This window comes from Phytoactinopolyspora limicola, assembly GCF_011320225.1.
GTDB classification, from domain to species: domain Bacteria; phylum Actinomycetota; class Actinomycetes; order Jiangellales; family Jiangellaceae; genus Phytoactinopolyspora; species Phytoactinopolyspora limicola.
The window spans coordinates 488,928-509,563 of record NZ_JAAOEN010000004.1 but is presented as its reverse complement, the minus strand read 5'-3'; the positions used below and the strand labels follow the sequence as shown (position 1 = coordinate 509,563).

General features: G+C 68.8%; 12 protein-coding genes. 6 read left to right on the top strand and 6 right to left on the bottom strand.

The window, feature by feature from the left end; genetic code table 11:
* Positions 1-132 precede the first annotated feature (132 nt).
* From G8760_RS13730 to gabT, 4 genes are all read right to left on the bottom strand, one after another.
* Positions 133-1,335 carry an acyl-CoA dehydrogenase family protein gene (locus G8760_RS13730; RefSeq protein WP_166351900.1) on the bottom strand — a complete coding sequence of 401 codons (1,203 nt, stop codon included), beginning with the start codon at positions 1,333-1,335 and terminating at the stop codon, positions 133-135.
* 115 nt (positions 1,336-1,450) lie between these two features.
* Entirely contained in the window at positions 1,451-2,710 is a 1,260-nt protein-coding gene (locus tag G8760_RS13725; protein WP_166351898.1) for a CaiB/BaiF CoA transferase family protein, read from the bottom strand.
* A complete protein-coding gene (locus G8760_RS13720) occupies positions 2,707-4,212 on the bottom strand; it encodes an aldehyde dehydrogenase family protein (protein WP_166351896.1) in 1,506 nt (501 codons plus the stop codon). The genes G8760_RS13725 and G8760_RS13720 overlap by 4 nt, the downstream gene beginning before the upstream one ends.
* 119 nt (positions 4,213-4,331) lie before the next feature.
* Positions 4,332-5,663: a 4-aminobutyrate--2-oxoglutarate transaminase gene (gene gabT / locus G8760_RS13715; protein ID WP_166351894.1), complete on the bottom strand. Its 1,332-nt coding sequence runs from the start codon at positions 5,661-5,663 to the stop codon at positions 4,332-4,334.
* A gap of 163 nt (positions 5,664-5,826) precedes the next feature.
* Between gabT and G8760_RS13710 the strand changes: the two genes are divergently transcribed.
* Positions 5,827-7,401 carry a PucR family transcriptional regulator gene (locus G8760_RS13710; protein ID WP_166351892.1) on the top strand — a complete coding sequence of 525 codons (1,575 nt, stop codon included), beginning with the start codon at positions 5,827-5,829 and terminating at the stop codon, positions 7,399-7,401.
* Here the strand turns inward: G8760_RS13710 and G8760_RS13705 are convergent, their stop codons facing one another.
* Entirely contained in the window at positions 7,402-10,068 is a 2,667-nt protein-coding gene (locus tag G8760_RS13705; protein WP_166351890.1) for an ATP-binding protein, read from the bottom strand.
* 235 nt (positions 10,069-10,303) lie between these two features.
* Here G8760_RS13705 and G8760_RS13700 point away from each other — a divergent pair, with 235 nt between their 5' ends.
* From G8760_RS13700 to G8760_RS13685, 4 genes are read left to right on the top strand one after another with little or no spacing between them, the layout of a single operon-like run.
* The gene (locus G8760_RS13700) at positions 10,304-11,125 is read left to right on the top strand and encodes a hypothetical protein (protein WP_166351888.1); all 822 of its coding nucleotides are present in this window, start codon (positions 10,304-10,306) and stop codon (positions 11,123-11,125) included.
* A gap of 17 nt (positions 11,126-11,142) precedes the next feature.
* Positions 11,143-11,568 carry a hypothetical protein gene (locus tag G8760_RS13695; protein ID WP_166351886.1) on the top strand — a complete coding sequence of 142 codons (426 nt, stop codon included), beginning with the start codon at positions 11,143-11,145 and terminating at the stop codon, positions 11,566-11,568.
* 9 nt (positions 11,569-11,577) lie between these two features.
* The gene (locus G8760_RS13690) at positions 11,578-14,247 is read left to right on the top strand and encodes a hypothetical protein (RefSeq protein ID WP_166351884.1); all 2,670 of its coding nucleotides are present in this window, start codon (positions 11,578-11,580) and stop codon (positions 14,245-14,247) included.
* A gap of 17 nt (positions 14,248-14,264) precedes the next feature.
* Complete coding sequence (locus G8760_RS13685) at positions 14,265-18,275, top strand: ComEA family DNA-binding protein (protein WP_166351882.1); 4,011 nt, start codon at positions 14,265-14,267, stop codon at positions 18,273-18,275.
* Between the two features lie 27 nt (positions 18,276-18,302).
* Here G8760_RS13685 and G8760_RS13680 read toward each other — a convergent pair whose 3' ends face one another.
* Complete coding sequence (locus tag G8760_RS13680; protein WP_166351880.1) at positions 18,303-19,025, bottom strand: IclR family transcriptional regulator; 723 nt, start codon at positions 19,023-19,025, stop codon at positions 18,303-18,305.
* Positions 19,026-19,143: 118 nt separating this feature from the next.
* Between G8760_RS13680 and leuC the strand changes: the two genes are divergently transcribed.
* Positions 19,144-20,562, top strand: coding sequence for a 3-isopropylmalate dehydratase large subunit (gene leuC, locus G8760_RS13675; protein WP_166351878.1), 1,419 nt, complete (start codon positions 19,144-19,146; stop codon positions 20,560-20,562).
* Positions 20,563-20,636: the final 74 nt, after the last annotated feature.

The following is a 20,636-nucleotide window of genomic DNA, read 5'->3' as shown; positions in this document are numbered from 1 at the left end:
CATCTGATCGCCGAGCGTCCACACTCCAAGACACGATCAGATGCACCCACCGCGCCGCCACACGCCGTTCGCACACCTGATCGCCCCGGGGAAAAAGATCAGGTGACAAAACGGAGATCAGGTGCACACGGGTTAGCGGAACGCGGCATGACCGGTGAGAGCCTGACCGACGACGAGGGCGTGCATTTCCTCAGTGCCCTCGTACGTCAGCACCGACTCGAGGTTGGTCATGTGGCGGATCACCGGATACTCCAGTGAGATGCCGTTCGCGCCCAGCACCGTGCGGGCCGTCCGGCAGATGTCGAGCGCCGCCCGCACGTTGGCCAGTTTGCCCAGGCTGACCTGCTCATGCCGCAGCGTTCCCGCGTCCTTGCGTCGGCCCAGATGAAGAGCCAGCAGCTGTCCCTTGACCAGTTCGGCGGCCATGCCGGCGAGTTTGGCCTGGGTCAGCTGGAAACCCGCGATCGGCCGGCCGAACTGTTCGCGTTCGGCCGCGTAGCTCAGCGCCGCTTCCCACGCCGCGCGGGCAGCTCCCATCGCGCCCCAGACGATGCCGAACCGGGCCTCGTTCAGGCAGGACAGCGGGCCACCCAGGCCGGTCACCTCCGGCAGCGCCGCGGCGTCGGGAACCCGAACGCCGTCGAGCACCAACTCGCTGGTGACCGATGCCCGCAGCGACATCTTCTTGGTGATCTCCGGGGCCGAGAAGCCGGGTGTGGTGGTATCGACGACGAAGCCCCGGAGTCCGTCGTCGGTCTGCGCCCAGACAATGGCGACGTCGGCGATCGAGCCATTGGTGATCCACATTTTGCGTCCGTCGATCACCCAGTCGGTGCCGTCCCGGCGGGCTCGGGTTCGGAGGCTACCCGGGTCGGAGCCGTGGTCGGGTTCGGTCAGTCCGAAACAGCCGATCGCGGTGCCCGCCGCCATCTCTGGGAGCCACTGCTCCTTCTGTGCCTCGGATCCGAACCGCCAGATTGCGTACATCGCGAGTGAGCCCTGCACTGAGACGAGTGAGCGTACCCCCGAGTCACACGCTTCCAGCTCCAAGCAGGCCAGGCCGTACTCGGTGGCGGACATGCCGGGACAGCCGTAGCCGTCTAGGTGCATGCCGAGCACTCCCAGGGTGCCCAGCTCCCGGGCGAGTTCCCGGACGTCGGGTGCCGTTCCGGTGTCGAACCAGTCGGTGACGTGGGGCGCGATCCGGTGGGTGCATAGTCGCCGCACGGCGGTGCGGACGGCGAGCTCGTCATCGGTGAGGAGGTCGTCGAGGCCGGCGAGATCGAGGGGGCTGAGAGCCGGAACGTTGGCCTCGGCCGTCGAGCTGAGCGTCATGTGGTGCCTTTCTGCGAGATACCGGATCTGTCGGGCGACGCGGATCTGTCGGGCGGCGCGGATCTGTCGGGCGGCGCGGATCTGCCCGCGCAGATGATCGGCCCGTTGAGACAGGTCAGGTGGGTCGGCCCGGATGTGGCAGCGGTTCGGTACCGTCGCGGGCGAGCCAGGACCGGATCAGCGTGGCGTGCTGGTCGAGTGTGGGCGGAGCCGACGGCGGCACGGGTACCGGTTCGGGTACGGACCGCGGGCCGGGGACCAACGGGGCCGACGGGACCGACCCAGACGACGCACTGCCACTGTCGCCGTGGCCGGGTGGAGCGGAGTAACGAACCGGATGGGTGATCTGCTCCGGGTGATCGCCACCGACGGACATCGTCGGCCGCAGCCCCAGTTCGGCGGCCCGGTCGATACCGGCCGCGATGTCACCGACCTGTCCCGCCGACACCCCGGCGGCAAGGAGTTTCGGTTCCCAACCGGCGGCGTCGTCGCTGGCCAGGGCGGCCTCCAAGGCGGAGACGAGGGCGTTCCGGTTGGCGACGCGGTCGGCGTTGGTGGCGAACTTGGCGTCGTCGGCCAGTCCGGGCACCCCGAGGACACCGGTGAGGCGGCGGAACTGGGTGTCGTTGCCGCACGCTACGGCGAGGTGGCTGGCCCGGCAGCGCAACACCTCATACGGGGCGATGGACGGGTGCTGGTTGCCCATCCGTCCGGGCGCCGCACCGGTGGTGAGATAGCTGGACGCCTGGTTGGCCAGGGCACCGAGCAGGCTGTTGAGCAGGGTCACGGCGACGTGCTGGCCGTGGCCGTTGCGCCGCCGCGACTCCAGCGCGGCCAAGATCCCGATGACCGCGTCTTTGCCGGTGAGGACGTCGACGACGGCCACACCGACCTTCTGCGGCTCGGCATCGGGCTCCCCGGTGATGCTCATGAGCCCCCCGACGGCCTGCACGACGAAGTCATAACCTGGCAGGTCGGCGCCGACGCCGCTCCCGAACCCGGTGATCGAGCAGTACACGATGCCGGGGTTGCCCCGGGCCACGTCGGCATAACCGAGGCCGTGCCGTTCCATGGTGCCGGTGCGGAAGTTCTCGATCAGGACGTCGGCGCGACGGGCCAGCTCTACAGCGGCGCGGCGGTCGTCGTCGATGGTGAGATCGAGGGCGACGCTGTACTTGGACCGGTTGACCGCTTCGAAGTAGGAGCTGGCCGACGTCGTCCACGGTGGCCCCCAGGCGCGGGTGTCGTCTCCGGTGCCCGGACGTTCCACCTTGACCACGGTGGCGCCGAGGTCAGCGAGGGTCATGGTGGCGAGCGGGCCGGCCAGGACCCGGCTGAAATCCGCCACCAACACCCCGTCGAGCGGGGCCGTCATCGTTGGGCCGCCGGTGCCACGACCCGACGCGGTATCCGCCACGGGTTGGCGGCGCGTAGCGCCGGTGGCAGGGCGCCGTCCGGCGCTCCCTCGTAGGCCACCGGCCGGGTGAACCGGTCCAGAGCGGCCGCACCCACGGACGTGGTGGACGGGGCGGTGGTCGACGGCCACGGTCCGCCGTGCTGCTGCCCCCATGCCAGCGACACGCCCGGAGTCCACCCGTCGACGACGACCCGGCCGACGATCCGCGACAACCGCCGAACCAGCCCGCTGACGTCGGGGTCGTCCGCGCCCGACGTGATGACGCTCGCGGCCAGTGCGCCCTGCAGCTCGCCGATGATCGCCTCGAGGTGGGCGTCGTCGTTGTACTCGGCTACCAGCAGGACCGGCCCGAAACACTCCTCCAGCAGCCGCGAACCACGACGCAGCCGGTCGGCGTCGACCGACAGCACCGCGGCCGGCACGGATGCCCCACCACCCGGACCGGGCACGGTGGCCACGGTGACCGCTCCGGCCTCGCCCAGGTCGCGCAGCCCGGAGTGGTACGCCTCGGCGATAGCTGGTGTCAGCAGCCAGCCGGCGGGTGCCTTCGCGAGCAGGGCCTGACCGGCGAGCACGGCGACGTCGTATCCGCGGGGGGCGAGGACCAGCCCGGGTTTCGTGCAGTACTGGCCCATTCCTAGGGTGAACGCGCCGGCTAGTCCGTCGGCGACGTCGGTGAACCGTGCCCCAGCCGCCGGGGTGACCACCACCGGGTTGACCGTGCCCATCTCGGCGAAGACCGGGATAGCCACCGGCCGTTCCGCGGCGAGCCGCCACAACGCGAGGCCGCCGGCCTGTGAGCCGGTGAACCCGACCGCCGCTATGTCCGGGGCGGTCACCAGCCGCGGCCCCGTGTCGAAGCCAGCTACCACGGCGAACACCCCGTCCGGGGCTCCACTGCGCTGGAGCGCCTCCCGGGCGAGCCGCCCGAGCCGCTCGCTGAGCAGCGGATGGGCCGGGTGGGCTTTGGCGACCACCGGGCAGCCGGCGGCGAGTGCCGAACCGGTGTCGTTGCCGAGGACCCCGTAGGCGAACGGGAAGTTGCTGGCGCCGAACACGGCCACCGGTCCGAGTGGTTGGCGCATCCGGGCCAAGCTGCCTCCGACCTGGGTGGTTTCCACCACTGCGCCGAGCCACGAACCTTCGGCGGCGACGTCGGCGTAGAAGCGCAGCTGGTCGGTGGCCCGGGTGAGCTCCGCCGTCAGCCGGTCGGTGCCTTTGGCGGTCTCCCGGTCGGCGAGCTCGACGAGGCCGGGCTCGGTGTCGACGGCGTGGGCGATCGCCCGTAACCAGTCGGCACGCACCCGCGGCTGGAGGTCACCGACGGACTCTGCGACCTCGGCGGCCCGGGCCACCGCGTCGTCAACGCCTTCGGACGGGGTGACGGACGTGGCGCCGTTGGACTCACCGGTGCGCGGGTTGATGCTGACCAGGGTGTTGTGCACGGCGGTGTCGGACATGGATACCTCCACGATCAGTGGCCCGGAGGGGGAGTGGCCCGGATGGGATGGCCCCGTGGGTCCGAGGGATAGCGTCTCAAAGCCGTTGTCGCCCGAACGGGGCAGGCGGCGGGAAGGAGTCAGCCGTCCGTCGCGGCCACGGCGGCTTCGAGGACCGACAATCCGTCGGCGAGGAGATCGTCGTCGATCACCAGTGGTGGCAGGAGTCGGATGACGTTGCCGTAGGTGCCACACACCAGCACCAGAACACCCTCGGCGTGGCAGCGTTCAGCCACCTGCCGGGCTAGCTCTGGGGCTGGGGCGGTGGTGCCGGGCTGGACGAACTCCACGGCGAGCATCGCGCCGCGGCCACGCGCCTCACCAATGGCCGGGCGCCGGTTGGCGAGGTCTCGAAGCCGGGGGAGGGCTGCGGCTTGGATGGCGCGGGCCCGGCCGGTGAGGTCCTGCTGCTCGATGGTCTCCAGGACGCCGAGGGCGGCTGCGCAGGCCAGAGGATTGCCGGCGTAGGTACCGCCGATGCCGCCAGGTGGGACCGCATCCATCAGGCTCGCCCGGCCGGTGACGGCGGAGATCGGCAACCCGCCGCCGAGGGCCTTGGCGGTGCAGATCAGGTCGGGGACGACGGACTCGTCGTCGCAGGCGAACAGGTCGCCGGTGCGGGCCAGCCCGGTTTGTACTTCGTCGGCGATCAGGAGGATCCCGTGGTGTTCGGTGAACTCACGAAGGCCCGGGAGGTACCCGGCTGGCGGCACGATGAATCCACCTTCGCCCTGGATGGGTTCGACCACCACCGCGGCGACCCGGTCCGGGCCGAGCTGACTGGTGACGATGTCCCGCAGCCGGTCAAGCGCCTGTTCGGCGGCCTGTTCGGGACCGCCCGGCCAACGGTAGGGGTAGGGGAACGGCGCCCGGTATACCTCCGGCGCGAACGGGCCGAAGCCGTCCTTGTACGGCACGTTCTTCGCGGTCATGCTCATCGTGAGCAGGGTGCGGCCATGGTAGGCGTGGTCGAGGACCACGATGGCCGGGCGACGGGTGGCCACTCGGGCGATTTTGACCGCGTTCTCGACGGCTTCGGCGCCGGTGGTGAACAGTGCGGTCTTCTTGGCGTGATCGCCCGGCGTGAGCCGGTTCAGAGCCTCGGCGACCTCGACGAAGCCGTCATAGCCGGTGACCATGAAGCAGGTGTGGGTGAATCGAGCCGCTTGCTCCTGTACTCGGGAGACAACCGCGGGTGCGCTGGCGCCGACGCTGGTGACGGCGATGCCGGAAGCGAAGTCGATGAGGTGGTTGCCGTCGGCGTCGACGATGATGCCGCCGCCAGCATGTTCGACGTAGACGGGCAGGGTTGCCGCGAATCCGGTGGCGACGCTGTGTTGGCGACGGTCGTGCCACGCCTTCGATTGTGGCCCCGGGATCGCCGTACGGAGTATTCGTCGCTGCTCAGGCATCGTCGTTCCCCTTTTCTGCTGACGGACGTCGTGGTGCGCGCTCCACCCACCGCTTGTTGCGACGTGTCAGGCGTCGCGTGGCTACGGTAGCGGCGGGTGAGGGAACGGTCGTGGGATGATTCATCCAAACAAAACGTCGAGTCGTGGATAATATGACCAAACCGTGAAGCTGCTAGAGCTGGAGTGTGGAGGTGAACGTGGAATGACGGCGGTCACCGTCGCCGAGTTGTGCCGCACCCTGCCCGACGACCTCCGCCCGGTTCATCCACCCGTACCGCCCGCGGCGGCGATCAGCGCTGTCCACGTCAGCGAGCTGCTCGATCCGGTTGTGTATCTCGACGGCGGCGAACTTCTGCTCACCACCGGCCTTGCCCTGCCGCGCCGGGCCGAGGAATGCCGCCGGTACGTCGACCGGCTGGTGCGTGGAGGTGTGGCCGCCCTGGCCTTCGGGGTCGGCCCGGTGCATCCGGCGATTCCTCCGCGTCTGGTGGATGCGTGCCGGCAGGCTGGATTGGGCCTGCTGGAGGTCCCGGAGCCAACTCCGTTCCTCACTATCAGCCGAGCGTTCTGGTCGGCGGTCTCCCGGGCTGACCGGCACGAACTCTCGGCCGCGCTGAGCGCGTATCAACAGCTCGCCCGGGCGGCTACCGGACCACGGCCAGTGCCGGGGTTGCTGCGCGCCTTGGCCGAGACGGTCTCCGGCTGGGCGGCGCTGCTGGACCCGCTCGGTACGGCGGTTGACGTATGGCCGGACGACCGGCTGAGCACCGCTCGGCGGCTCGCCGCCGAGACGGCACGGCTGCGGATGGCGGGTATGCGGGCCGCGGCGACGTTCCCCGTCGACGGCGACGACGTCGTCGTCCACCCTCTAGCCGACGGGGCCCGCGTCGTCGGCTATCTCGCCACCGGTGCCCCGCCGGTGGCCGCAGACGCCAGCCCGGGCCAGCATAGGAGTGCGCGGAGCACGATTTCCGGTGCCCATCGCCACGTCGTGCTCATGGCGGCCGCACTCCTCAGCCTCGACGCCGTGCGCAGCCGGCGGGCCACCGCCGCGGTCCGCGCCGCCCGCGCGTCGATCGCCCAGCTCATCGACCTCGGCCAGGCCGAGGCGGCGCGCCGGCTGGGCCAGCGGCTGGGGATCGACGTGCCCGACGGGTTGGCCCGCCTCGTCGTGTTCGACGGTGTGCCGGCGGACACCGGCCTCGACGTGATCGCAGCGGCATGCCGGGGCACCGTGCTCGGAGTATCCGACGACCCGCCCCCGGACCGGACCCAAGAACGGGAGGTGACGTGGTGTGTCGTGGCCGCCGATGGGCTGGCCTGGCCGGAGTTGCAACGTTCGCTGAGCTCGCTCGGTAGCGACGTCCGCTGTGTGGTCGGGGCGCCGCTCGAACTCGACGACCTGGCGTCGATGCGGACCCGGCTGGCCGCTGAACTCAGCCGCCGGCCCGTGCCGTGGATCGGCGAGGCCGGCGGCGACGGCCTGGTGGATGCTGGCGGAGCGCACCGGCTCGTCGCACCTCTCGTCGAGCTCGACCGGCCGAAGGTTGTGGCCGCCGTGGCCGCCTACCTGCGCCAGCGTGGACATTGGGAGGCCGCGGCGCGCGAGCTGGGGCTGCACCGCAACACCGTGCGCTACCGGGTCGGCACCGCCGAACGGCTCCTCGGCGTTGACCTCCGCGACCCCGATGCGGCGGCCACGGTGTGGCTGTCCTTGCGTGCGCTGGGCCTGGCCTGATCACTGGACGAGTGGGCGGAGCGCGTCGGCTTCCGGAAGACCCAGCGAGGCGAAGATCTCGACCGCCAGCTGCCATTGCCGCCGTGCTTCGGCCGGGTCGCCGCCGGCGGCGGAGAGCCGGGCGAGCCCGTCGAGGGCGCGGGCATGCTCATACTGGTCGCCGTTGTCGATGGCGATGTCGAGGGCCATGGTGTGGTGCTCGCGGGCCTCTTCCGGTCGCTCGGTTGCCTGGAACACCCGGCCGAGTTCATTGAGTGTGCCCGCCTCCAGGCTCGCTTCGCCGAGCTCATGGCTGATCGCGAGCGCCTTGCGGAGATGCTCCTCCGCCCGCGTGTAGTCGCCGAGGCCGGCGAACGCCACGCCGATGCCCTGATACCCGTCACCGAGTCCAACTCGATATCCGGCCTTCTGATAGATCGAGATGGCCTCCCGATGCCGTTCGATGGCCGCTTCGAACCGTCCGAGCCGTTCCAGTGTGAGGCCGATGTTGGTGAGCACCACCCCCTCGCCCACCAGGTCGCCCAGCTCTCGGTAGGTGGCCAGCGTGCCCTGGTACAGCTCGTGTGCATCGTCGTACCGGCCCAGCCGGAGCATGACGATGCCAAGGTTGTTGGTGGCTCGGCACTCGCCTTGCCGATCGCCGATGCGACGGTGGACGTCGATGGACCGCGTGTAGTGGTCGACGGCGTCGTCGAGCCTTCCCAGCCGCCGATAGACGACGCCGAGCCCCTGCAACACGTTGCCCTCTCCCGCGTGATCGCCGGTTTCACGGTAGGTGGCCAGCGCTCGTCCGAGGTGATGACGGGCCGACTCGTAGTGCCCGAGGCGCCAGCTGACGATACCCAGGCCGTGTTCCGCATGCCCGGCCCGCACCGTGTCACCAAGCTCCTCGAACAGCGACAACGCCCGTTGATGGTGTTCCCGGGCGTCGTGATACCGACCGATTCGCCGCAGGACGTGTCCCTTGGCATCGAGGGCGGTGGCCTCGCCGGGCCGGTCGTCCAGCTTCCGCGCGGCTTCGATCGCCACGTTCTGCAGCTCGAGCGCCTCACCGAAATGAGCTCGCGCGTCGAGATAGTCCGGCAGCACCGCGGCGAGCTGGCCGGGATGGCTCGGGCTGCGGTCGACGCCGGCCCGGGCGGTGGCCAGGAGATTCTGCCGCTCGACGTCGAGCCATCCGCGCGCGGAGTCCGGCCGATCGAACGACACCCCCGGGTGCCCACCGGTGTCGACGACCGGGCGATGTGCGTTGCCCTGCGGATACGCGACTGTCATCGCGGCCGCCGCGGTCGAGGTGTAGTGGTCGAACAGCCGGATGGTGGCGGCTTGGCGTTCGTTGTCGGACAGCCCGGCCGCACGTTCGGCTGCGTAAACACGGAGAAGATCGTGTAGGCCGAACCGATGCGGGGAGAGTTCGTTGACGAGGTGGGCGCGGACGAGTTCGGCGACGACGTCGCGGGCATCGCCCGCGGTGCCCGCGGTGAGGGCGGCCACCGCACCGACGTCGAACGTGCGGCCCGGGTGCAGGCCGAGCAACGCGAAGGTGTGGGCGCTGGACGGGCGCAACGAGCGCAACGACCAGGAGAACACCGACCGGACCGACGTGCGGTCGTCGTCGCCGGCGGCGAGCATGTCGAGCTGGTGTGTCTCGTCCTCCAACTCGGTGACCAGGTCGGCGAGCGCGGCTCTCGGGCGGGTGATGGCGTACTCGGCGACGATCCGCAGCGCCAGCGGCAGCCGGACGCATAAGGCCGCTAGCCGGATGGCGCGTTCAGGGTCGGAGGTGACCCGGTCGCCGACCAGCCGGTGCAACAGGTCGATCGATTCACCCAGTGTGAGTAGATCCAGGTTGAGCCGCACCGCGCCGTAGCGGGCGATCAGCGAAGGCAGGGTGTCGCGGCTGGTCACGACGGTAAAGCAGCTGGATGCGCCGGGTAGCAGATCCGCGACCTGCTGGACCGATGAGGCGTTGTCGAGCACGACGAGCACTTTGCGCCCGGCCAGCAGGGTCCGGTACTTCGCCGCCCGCTCGGCGACGTCGTACGGCACCGCAGAATCGGCCAGGCCCAGTTCCCGCAGGAACGCGCCGAGTGCCTCGCCGGGCGGCACCGGCCGGTCGAGATCGTAGCCACGCAGGTTGATGTACAGCTGGCCATCGGGAAAGCGATCAACTACCCGGTGCGCCCAGTGCACCGCCAGCGCCGTCTTGCCGACGCCAGCGGTCCCAGAGATAGCGCAGACCCCAACCGACGCGGCCGCGCCGTCGGGCTCGAGGAGGCGATCGAGCCCTTGGAGCTGATCCGCGCGGCCGGTAAACGCGGACACGTCGGCCGGTAGGTCGTGTGGGGGAGGCGAGCCGCCCACGACGCCACCGCTTCCGGATGCCTGGAGGTCGGCCACGTGATGCGGTGGTGTGGTGGCGTCGAGCCACAGCCGATGGAAGTAGCTGGTGTCGCCGCCCAAGGTTTCGACGATGAGCTCCAGGAGACCCCACCGAGGCGCCCTGGGCTCGGAAAAGGCGGCCGCGACCGTCGTGTGGCTGCATCCGACCTCACGCGCCATGGTGCGCAGGCTCGGCCAGCCAGCCTCGTGATGGAGCCGGTGCAGGGCGTCGAACAGCGCCGCCAACGCGGTGTCAGCGACGGTAGGCCTCGGAAGCTCGCCCATCGTCCCCCCTCCCGGAGCCCACCGGGCAAACGATCCCGTCACAAGTATGGCACCGCCGCCGGTGGATTCTTCTGTCCTTTTCTGTCAACTGATGTCAACCACGGGAACCGGGCGGCGAGACTTCGAGAAGAGAACTGTCTCCGGCTGGACCGAGGTGAGGACGATGTCGCCGGAACTTGTTTATCCCGAATTCGGGGGCCAACGATTCCTTCCCGGGCGAGGTGTAAGCCCGGAGATGGCCTCCAGACTCGCCGAGGTCGAGGTGAGGTTGCGCGAAATCCACGCGGCCGATGACACCATCGAGCCGTTCGAGAAATGGTGCGGCTTTCATGAGCCACACCGTGGATATCGGCGTGGCGGCGGACACCACGGAACCGGGCGGGCCATCGATTTCAACTACGACACCAACCCGTACATCGTGACCAGGACGGGCCAGACGTTGGGCGGTGAAGCAGCCGCGCACGATCAGCCGGAGATGCGGCAGCGGGCGATCGAGGTGTGTGACCGGGCCGTGCGATTGGCGTTTACCTCATCGGATCGGGCGGATCTCAGCATCCGAGTCAACGACAGTATCGAGACCACCTATAACCGGTTCGCGACGGTATCGAACTGCCTTGTGGACTACTTCGCCTACATCTTCAGCGATCATCTGACCACCATCAGGCGGCCACCGATCCCGCGGGTACACACTCTGTTCGATGGTGATCCCGCATTCCAGCAGATCAGGGCCAATGAGATCAGCGTCGATAAAGACCACGCGGTGTTTCAGTTCGAGACGTTGTTCTCCGATCCGCACTGGCAAGAAGCGCACCCCGGCTGGATGTCGGCGGAAGAACAGTACTGGCAGATGTTGCGGGACTACGAGATGGTCCGTATCCCCATGCTGCGCGGCGATCCGAGACGCCCCATCACGGAGACCCGAAACCCGGCGCGCGGCTTTCTCGATTTGCGCGGTGAGGTGGTCTGCGAGCTCGTTCGGACCGGACGTATGCGGTGGGGGGCCAGTGACTTCGGCGCCCGCGCCAGCGGCGACATCATGCATTTCGATCTCGGCTGACGAGAAGAGGGACTCTCATGCCAGAAGAATTCGCCACCACGATGAAGTTCGACGTCACTGCTGACGACCTGATGGAGATCACGAATCTGGCGCTGGAAACAACGGGTGAACTTGTTCCGGTGCCTGTGCAGGATCCGGTCACGGGGGTTTGGTATCTGAAATGGGTAGAACCGGATATCGAGCCACACTGGTTCGGCCGGAACGCAGCTCACTCGATCACGGTCCCCACGACCCCGGATACGCAGCCGGACCTCGGTACCGTCGTCGACGACCTCGTCGCCGAACCCGGCCGAGTGGTAGAGCTATTTATCGTCGGGGCGGAACTGCAGCGGTTGGGTAATCATTTCGCCAACGCCGACGATCCAGCCCTGCACGAGCCGTTCCACGACGCCGCGAACCGGTTGTTCGGCACCGCGCTGTCTCGCCTGGGCGCCGGATTCTAGGAGCCGGACGTGACCGTCTACGAGATCGGGCCGGATCGCTACCTGCTGGCGCGATCCGAGGATCTGCTGTACCTGCGGGTGAGCCTCCATCCCGATCAGGGAATGCTCCAGCTGGTGTTCCCCGCACAGCACGTCTTGGAACAGACCTTCCAGGTGGATGCCGACGGCTACCTGCCTCCACCTGTGGGCGGGTTCTGGGCATCGGTCGGGGCCTCGGCGGAGTCGTGGTCGTCCGGAGGTATCGGTGGTGACTCACTCAGCTACACCGTCCCCGTGGACGAAGCCCGGCGACGAATGGGAGACCTGCTCGGATGGCTCGAGGAGAAGTGGGCGACGGGGTCCATCGAGTTTCCGGCTTTGATCCAGCTCGCACCGTACGACACAGGTAGGTGGACCTTCAGTCCGCCACCCGGTTCGACGGGTGGCCGGACGGCCGTCTGGGGTGCGGAACTCGCGGCGACGAGCGGCGAATTCGACGGGTTGGACAGGCCCCTCATGCGGGTCAACTGGACCGAGGAACGGGGGTTCGAGCCGTGGGGGTTCGCCATGCTCCCGTACACCGAGTACCGGTCGATGCGGGGCTCGTTGTTCGAAACCCGGATGCGCCTGTCGATGCTCGGCGCATCCGGGTGGGGCAACGGTCCGCACTGGCGCCCGGATGCGTTTCAGCCGACGATGCCCGCGATCACGTCGTTCTCTCATGCCAGTCGGTTCGGTCGGACCACCGAGGCTCGGTGGCAGGTGGTGGGCCGGCTATCCTCCGGGCATCCGGTCCGGTTGGACTCGGAGACCACCCGTGAGTTCACCTCGAAACGCCACGTGCGCACGTCCGCGGCCCCTGTCATCACCGACATCGCGATCGGCGCTGGCGACAGTGCGCGTGACCCGTACATGGGCGGCACGACCTATGTGGCCGCACATTTGATCGAGACCCGGACGCTGACCGTTCTGGACCCCGTGGTGACGATGGCCGGGCGAGAATCGCCGTTCCGAACGCTGCGGCTCGTCGACGAGACGATCCACAGGATCGACCACGGCGACGCACCGTCCTGGGTCACCCGCGATGGGCAGGACGTCCACTTCACCCTGGTCGCGACCGACTGGGAGGGCAGGGAGACCAGCTTCTCGGTCCCGCTGATGTTCCTGCTCGATACCACGGGCCGCGATGAAATCGACCGCGTGTTCAACGGCGGGGACGGGAGCCGGCGACACGTCCGGCTCCCCGGGGTGCGGATGGCGCTGGCCGATCGGTCTGAACGGCCGGGTATCTCAGCTGCCGACGTGACCGTGCCGGTCCACGCCATCGACCTGGCCTTGACCGGGACAACGCGGGGCGGGCACGCCGCCATCGCACCGGAGGCGGTGACGGTGTCGCTGGAGGCAGTGGGGCGGTTGACGGATCGGCCCGCGTTGGCGCGCTGCACCGTGGATGCGGCGGGCATCTCCGCCGACGGCAACTTTCTCACCCTCCAGCCGGAGTTCACCGCGAGCATTGGGGCCGAACAGGCTGGTGGTTTGGCCGCCCCCACGATGCAACTGGGCGCGCTCAACATCGAGAATGGGGCTGTACCAACGCAGCCACCCGAAGCGGCTTTCGCCGGCGCGAAGCTGCTCGGTGTCTCGTTGACCGAACTCCTCGCCGATCAGCAGTCCACCGATCCCGTGCTCCGCACCGAACATCGGGCCGACGCCGTCGTCACCACCTACACCTGGCGGCCCAAACTCCGCGAGAGCCCGTCCGGGCAGCTACGCCTGACACCGGGGGCGACGTTGGACCTGTCGGCCACGGTGACGCAGCCACTCCAATCGGTCGACGCACTGGCTACCGCCCCGGCGGCGACCACCGAGGTCAGGGGGGTGCTGACGGGGGCGACGTTGGCGTTCCTCAACGTGATCACCGTGGAGATAGGACGGCTCGAGTTCCACACGGCTACCGGTCGGCCGCCATCCTTGACCGCGACCGGGGTGACGGTGGGCTTCCAGGGGGATCTGCGCGCCCTGGCCGCGCTCGCGAAGCTGATCGGGGACTTCCCCGACGGTAGCCCGGTGGACGCCGACGCCAACGGGGTCTCACTGCGGTATTCGCTGCCGCTGCCGCCGGTGGGTTTCGGCGTGTTCAGCATCACCAACCTTGCGCTCGGCGCCCAGGTGTCGGTCCCGTTCACCGATGAGCCGGCGTCGGTCCGGTTCAACTTCGCCGAGCGGCACGCACCTTTCACCGTTGGTGTCGCCATCTTCGGTGGTGGTGGGTTCGTCGCCATAACAGCGACGACCAAGGAGTTGACCCGGATCGAGGCGTCACTGGAGTTCGGTGGCTTCTTCTCGATCTCCCTGGTGGCGGCCAGGGGACAGGTCCACGCGATGGGTGGGGTGTCCCTGGTCCGGGGCGACACCGTCACTATCGAGGGGTACCTGCGGTGCGGCGGACTGATCGAGGTGTTGGGCGGCATCATCGGAGTGAGCGTCGAGTTCTTGATCGCTCTCGGCTACACCCACGACGAGTCCGGCGGACGGATCTACGGTCGCGCCACGGTCACCGTTGGGGTCTCGATCGCTTTCGTGAGCAAGTCGGTCAGCTTCGGTGTCGAAAAGTCGTTCTCTACTCGGAGCACTGCCCGGAACCAGGCCACTGGGGTCGATGAGACCGCCTGGAACCAGCTGTGCGACGCCTTCGCCTGATGAGGAGCGTGAGCGGCATGAGTGTCGAGGAGATCGTCTGGGTGTGCTGCCCGGCCGGTGTCACGGCCACCGATCTGATGGTGACGGTGCTGGTGGCGCCGAGGGTCCTTCCGGATCGGATCGACGCCACCGTCGAGAACAACACCGGCCTCGGTGATTGGCCCGCGCGGCTGCGCCACGTGCGCTGGGTGGTGGAGATCGGCCCCGGCGGTGGAACCCCGGCCGAGGTAGCCGGGCCGGACCCCGACCCCGACCTGTGGCGGGCGGTTTTCACCTCGGGCACCCCGGTGCGGAGTTTCGACGCCGTACCGGACCAGACGAACATCCCAGTGGTCTCCTACCCCGCGGCGGAGGCAGCCGAGGCCGTGCGCGACGTCTACGCCGACGTCGCCATGACCGTACCCAGCAACGGTGCGGTTGGCCCACCCGGGGCGGACCCGGCGGTGCAGACCTTGTGCCGGGCGTTCGACGTCGGTCCGCTGGCGGACTTCCAGGGCGACCTGTCGAGCCGGCTGGCGCGGTCGCGGGCGCTGTGTGCCGCCCACGGCCCCGACGACCGGTCTCTCGTCGAGGTTATGCCGGACGGGCGCGACGGTCCGATCCGGCGTGCGTACGCCATGCAACAGCTCCAGCGAGGAGCGGGGGAGCGCGCTGGAGACAGCATGCGACTTCGGGCCGCGGAAGGCCTCGACCTGCACCAGATGTTCACCCTGCTCGGCGAACATCCGGCCATGCTGCGCCGGCTGGGGCTGCTGGTCGACCTCACCGTCCCGCTCGACGCGGTGGACGACGGTATCACCCGGATCCGGCTGTCCCCGGAGTCCGTTCTGCCCGACGAGTTCGTCCACGGTCACCCGTGGACGCAGGCGACCCTGGACCGGGAACAGGGACAATTCGTGGCCACGGCGCGGGACCCAGCCTTGACACACGGCGTGCTGCCCCTGGACCATCCGGCCTTCCGGCTCGATCAACTCGACGTGGACGGCGCGGTCCACAAAGGTGTCGCCCTCGCCAGCCAGCCGGCCGTCCGCGAGGCCGAACAACGGGTCCCGTCTCTCCGCAACGATGGCATCGCACTGATGCAGAGCGGGCGAGCCCGAGAGGTACATGAGCGGATGGTTCATGCGTCGCGTGGCCGCGGAGAGATGCGCAACGGCATGAGCGACGACGAACTGACGTTGTGGGCCGAGGACATCACCCGCGGGCACCGGGTGGACGTCTGGGATGACGAGACCAACAGCTTCCACTCGTTGCACGCCCGCCGGGTGCGCTACGACGTCGACGGTTTCGGCCCGGTGCCGGCGGCCGGCGAGTTCATCGAGGACGAAGGCTGGATCACCGAATGCGTAGCCGGCGACGGCGAGCTCTACGTCGACGAGCGGGTGGTCACCTGGCGGGGCTGGAGCCTGTCGGTACCACCGCCGTATGCGGCGATACTCGACCCGACGGAGACTGACGAACCGGCCACGAGTCCGTTCGACGCTCTCCATACCCACGTGGAGAACCAGGTTCGGCCGGGGACGTTGCCGAAGCTTCGATACGGGCGTTCGTACCGGCTGCGGATGCGTACCGTCGACCTGGCTGGGCACGGCGTCGACCTCGGCCACGCACCTGACATCTCTACCGCGCCGCTGCGTTGTCTGCGCTATGAGCCCGTCCCGCCGCCCGTGGTGGCGCCCGTCGGAGACACCGACGTCTTCGCCGAAGGTGAAACCACCCATCGGCTCGTGCTCCGAGCACCCGCCGGGTCGGACTCGTCGGCTCCCCGCGTCGACGTCGTGCCGAGCGAGCGGTTGCTGCTACCCCCACGAGGCACCGCGGCTCTGGCGGAGCAGCACGGCATGTTCGACGCAGCGATGGGCAACGGCAAGAATGATGCGCGCGCGGCCACGCTGGAGCTGGCGCACCGTTCGACGGTGGACCTCATCTACCCCGTCGGAGACGTCGTGCCGTATCTGCCGGATTCGATGGCGGCCGGGGTGGCGCTCGTCGGCCTGCCCGGTCTTCCGGCGGGGGAGGTGTACACCGTGCGGTTCGAGGGCGACTCGTGGGATACACCACGGCCGGTTCGGTTCCGGCTGGAATCCGCTGACCAGCGCGGCGCCGGCGAACGAGCCCCACAGTACGACGCGGGCTCGAACACTCTCACCGTGTATCTGAAGGAGGGGCAGCGATGCACGGTGTGGGCGTCGTCGGTCCCGCGCGACGTCGACCTGATGGCCGTCGTGGACGACTGTGCGCGGCGACGTGCCGCCGGCGAGGGCGCGCAGGTCGCGGCCCTGGCCGCCCAAGGCCTGCATCCCATGGTGACACCGGCGCAGGAACTGGAGCTCGTGTATGCCACCCACCGGCCGGTGACCGCTGACTTCACCAGCCCACCGGAGATCACCCGACAGCCTGGGGAGAGTGCCGCCAGGTGCCGGATCGACGTCGCGGCGGATCCCGCCACGACGGAGTCGGTGACGTTGCGTGCCACCTGGCGCGAACACGTCGACGACACAACCGAGAGCTGGCCCGGCGAGGTGACCCGTAGCGCGGAGGTTTTCACCTGGCACCTGCCAGCTGACGACGCGGCCGAGTCGCTCGCCGATGCGGCCGAGGTTTGTGCCCCCGGACAGGTCAACGTCAACACCGGCGACGTCGGCCAGCTCTTTAGAATCATCCACGTCGGGTATCAACGCGCCTTCGAGATCCGCCGTCGCCGCCCGTTCGGATCCATCGATGACCTCGAACGTATCCCCGGGATCGGACCGGCCCGGCTGGCCGACATCAGGCACCAGGCCGTGACGTGTATCCGCGCAGGCACTGACGATCAAGGCCGCCGGCTCTTCGACCTGGACACCGGCACCGACGATCTACCCGCACACGAGTTCGCCTCCACGGGTGCACGCCGGGTGACGTACGCGCTGGTGGCGACGGGCCGGTTCGGCGACTGTTACCCGGACGGTGCACTCGAGCAGGCGGTGGGCGACGGTGTCGAGGTGGTGTTGCCGAACACCGAGGTCCCACCGCCACCTGTCGTCCGGGCGGTCGAGCCCCTCCAGGTGGTCGATCCGCCGGTCATCGACATGGATCACGACCCAGGTCCGATGACCGTCGGCGATCTCACCACCGAGCCGCTGCCGGGTCCCGGCTGGCTGCGGGCCAAACGGGTGCGCCATGGCGGCTGGCTGCGGGTGTACCTGGAACGGCCCTGGCATCTCACCGGTGAAGGTGAACTGCTGGGCGTCGTCGTCGCAGACTCGGAGCCGCCCGCTGGAACGTTGAAGGACAACGCGTGGCGGCTCACCTCGCTGCCGCCGTGGTGCTCGCAGGCCGGGCAGGATCCGATCCATCAGACCCATGGAGTCCGCCCGCTGACCCGCGAATTCCTGGCCGGAGCACACCATCGGGAGTCGTTCTCGGTGCTGCCGGTGGCGGCCGTCGGTGAGGGCACGGGCGCGGCGTCGGTGCCGGTGACAGTGCTGGGCTACGAACCGCGGTACGACGAGGCGAGCCAGTGTTGGTACGTCGACGTGCAATGGGTCGGAGCGGCCTATATGCCGTTCGTCCGACTCGCCGTCGCTCGTTATCAGCCGAACTCGTTGGGTGTGGACCTCAGCCTCTCTCCTGTGTCGACCGTCGACATCGTGCAACCACTACCGGGCCGTACGCTGATGATCCTTCGCAACGGGGACGAACCCAGCATCACCGTGAGCCTCCACGGCGCGTCGTACTGGACGGCGAACGAGGACCGGAAGCCGTACGTCGGGTGTCGCCTGTTCACCGCGGACTCATCCGATGCCGACATCTGGAAGCCGGTGGACGGGGGTGACGAAACGGCGCTGACCGGAGACGACGGGTACTGGAGCGGCACGATGGATCTGTCCGGTGCGGTCAGCGCTGGGCGGCCGCTGCGGATCCTCGTCGTCGAGCGCGAACGCCATCGAACCTGGGGTGGGGTCAGTGGCGAGCGGGTGATCTACGTGGGGGAGCTGGCCGTGCCGACATACAACACCGTGCCTATCGTGGGCTTGACGGCCGACTGATCGGAAGAGTGGTGTCGCCGCGGGTTCTTAGCCTTCTTCGGCGTTCTTCAACACTCCGGTGAGGTGCTCGGCGGCGGCGAGTACGGCCGGTGCGTGTACCCGTCCAGGCTGGCGGGTGAGCCGCTCGATGGGGCCGGAGACCGACACCGAGGCGACGACGCGGCCACTGGAGGAGCGGACCGGGGCGGACACCGACGCGACGCCCGGTTCGCGTTCGCCGACGCTCTGCGCCCAGCCGCGGCGGCGGACGGCGGCGAGCATCGTCGCGGTGAAGCGGGCACCCTGCAGTCCGCGGTGCATCCGTTCGGGTTCTTCCCAGGCGAGCAGGACTTGGGCCGCGGAGCCGGCGAGCATGGTGACCGTTGCACCCACCGGAATGGTGTCGCGCAGGCCGCTTGGCCGCTCCGCGGCGGCGACGCAGATACGTTGGTCACCCTGGCGGCGGAACAGTTGTGTGCTCTCGCCGGTGGCTTCCCGCAACCGGGCCAGCACTGGGCCGGCGGCGGCGAGCAGGCGGTCTTCGCCGGCCGCGGTGGCCAGTTCACCGAGCCTGGGGCCGAGGACGAACCGGCCGTGCAGGTCGCGGGAGACGAGGCGGTGGTGCTCTAGCGCTACCGCTAGGCGGTGGGCCGTCGGCCGGGCTAGGCCGGTGGAGGCGACCAGGTTGGCCAATGTCGCTGGGCCGGCCTCGAGTGCCGACAACACCAAGGCGGCCTTGTCAAGGACGCCAACTCCGCTAGAGTTGTCCATGACTCGATATTGCCATCTCAAAATGCGAGATGCAAGTGAGCCGCCCCCGAGATCTCTCACGCCCGTCCGAGATCTCCAGCGACATCAAACACATAACCATGGACTAGAGGAGACGGCAATGGGGAAGACCCTGGCTGAGAAGGTATGGGACGCACACGTCGTGCGCCGAGCCGAGGGCGAGCCGGACCTTCTCTACATCGATCTCCACCTCGTACACGAAGTGACCAGCCCGCAGGCGTTCGAGGGGTTGCGGCTCGCCGGGCGCCCGGTGCGCCGCCCAGACCTCACCCTGGCCACCGAAGACCACAACACGCCGACGCTGGACATCGACAAGCCGATCGCCGACCTCACCAGTCGCACCCAGATCGAAACGCTGCGCCGCAACTGCGCCGAGTTCGGGATCCGGCTCCATCCGCTCGGCGACGTCGAGCAGGGAATCGTGCACGTCGTCGGCCCGCAGCTCGGCCTGACCCAACCCGGGCTCACCGTCGTCTGTGGCGACTCGCACACATCGACCCACGGCGCTTTCGGTGCGCTCGCCTTCGGCATCGGCACCTCTGAGGTTGAACACGTACTGGCCACCCAGACGCTGCCGCTGCGGCCCTTCAAGACGATGGCCATCAACGTCGAAGGTCAGCTCAGGCCCGGCACCAGCGCCAAGGACATCATCCTGGCCGTCATCGCCAAGATCGGCACCGGCGGCGGGCAGGGCTACGTGCTGGAGTACCGCGGCGAAGCCATCCGGTCCCTGTCGATGGAAGCCCGAATGACCATCTGCAACATGTCGATCGAGGCCGGCGCCCGGGCAGGCATGATCGCCCCGGACGAGACCACTTTCGAGTACATCAAAGGCCGGCCACACGCGCCCGAGGGCAAAGAATGGGACGCCGCCCTGGAGGACTGGAAGAGCCTGCGTACCGACGACGACGCCGAGTTCGACGCCGAAGTCACCATCGACGCCGGTGCGCTGGAACCCTTCGTCACGTGGGGCACCAACCCCGGCCAGGGGCTGCCGCTGTCGGCAGCGGTGCCCGATCCGGACAGCTTCGCCGACGAGTCCGCCCGGGCCGCCGCGCGGCGCGCGTTGCAGTACATGGACCTGGAGCCGGGCACACCGCTGCGCGACATCCCGGTAGACACGGTGTTCATCGGCTCGTGCACCAACGGGCGGATCGAAGACCTCCGGGCGGCCGCCGCCGTTGTCAAGGGTCGTCGCAAAGCCGATGGCGTGCGGGTCCTCGTCGTCCCCGGATCCCACCGGGTACGTGAGCAAGCCGAGCGCGAAGGCCTTGATGCGATCTTCACCGAGTTCGGTGCCGAATGGCGGCACGCCGGCTGTTCGATGTGCCTCGGGATGAACCCGGACCAGCTCGCGCCAGGGGAACGCAGCGCGTCGACGTCCAACCGGAACTTCGAGGGCCGCCAAGGCAAGGGAGGCCGTACCCACCTGGTCAGCCCCCTCGTCGCCGCCGCCACCGGTGTGCGCGGCACGCTGTCGTCACCCGCGGACCTCGAGCCCGCCACCCCCACCCGATGATCATGAACACTTTTCCGGGCTATCGCCCGGAAAAGTGTTCATGATCAGTGGATCGAGCCAACCAACAGAGGAAC

Excerpts from the sequence above, each read along its gene's own strand:
- leuC (WP_166351878.1), top strand. The coding sequence starts at position 19,144 with ATGGGGAAGACCCTGGCTGAGAAGGTATGGGACGCACACGTCGTGCGC.
- G8760_RS13730 (WP_166351900.1), bottom strand. The coding sequence starts at position 1,335 with ATGACGCTCAGCTCGACGGCCGAGGCCAACGTTCCGGCTCTCAGCCCC.
- G8760_RS13725 (WP_166351898.1), bottom strand. The coding sequence starts at position 2,710 with ATGACGGCCCCGCTCGACGGGGTGTTGGTGGCGGATTTCAGCCGGGTC.
- G8760_RS13685 (WP_166351882.1), top strand. The coding sequence starts at position 14,265 with ATGAGTGTCGAGGAGATCGTCTGGGTGTGCTGCCCGGCCGGTGTCACG.
- G8760_RS13720 (WP_166351896.1), bottom strand. The coding sequence starts at position 4,212 with ATGTCCGACACCGCCGTGCACAACACCCTGGTCAGCATCAACCCGCGC.
- G8760_RS13705 (WP_166351890.1), bottom strand. The coding sequence starts at position 10,068 with ATGGGCGAGCTTCCGAGGCCTACCGTCGCTGACACCGCGTTGGCGGCG.
- G8760_RS13700 (WP_166351888.1), top strand. The coding sequence starts at position 10,304 with ATGGCCTCCAGACTCGCCGAGGTCGAGGTGAGGTTGCGCGAAATCCAC.
- G8760_RS13680 (WP_166351880.1), bottom strand. The coding sequence starts at position 19,025 with ATGGACAACTCTAGCGGAGTTGGCGTCCTTGACAAGGCCGCCTTGGTG.
- gabT (WP_166351894.1), bottom strand. The coding sequence starts at position 5,663 with ATGCCTGAGCAGCGACGAATACTCCGTACGGCGATCCCGGGGCCACAA.
- G8760_RS13695 (WP_166351886.1), top strand. The coding sequence starts at position 11,143 with ATGCCAGAAGAATTCGCCACCACGATGAAGTTCGACGTCACTGCTGAC.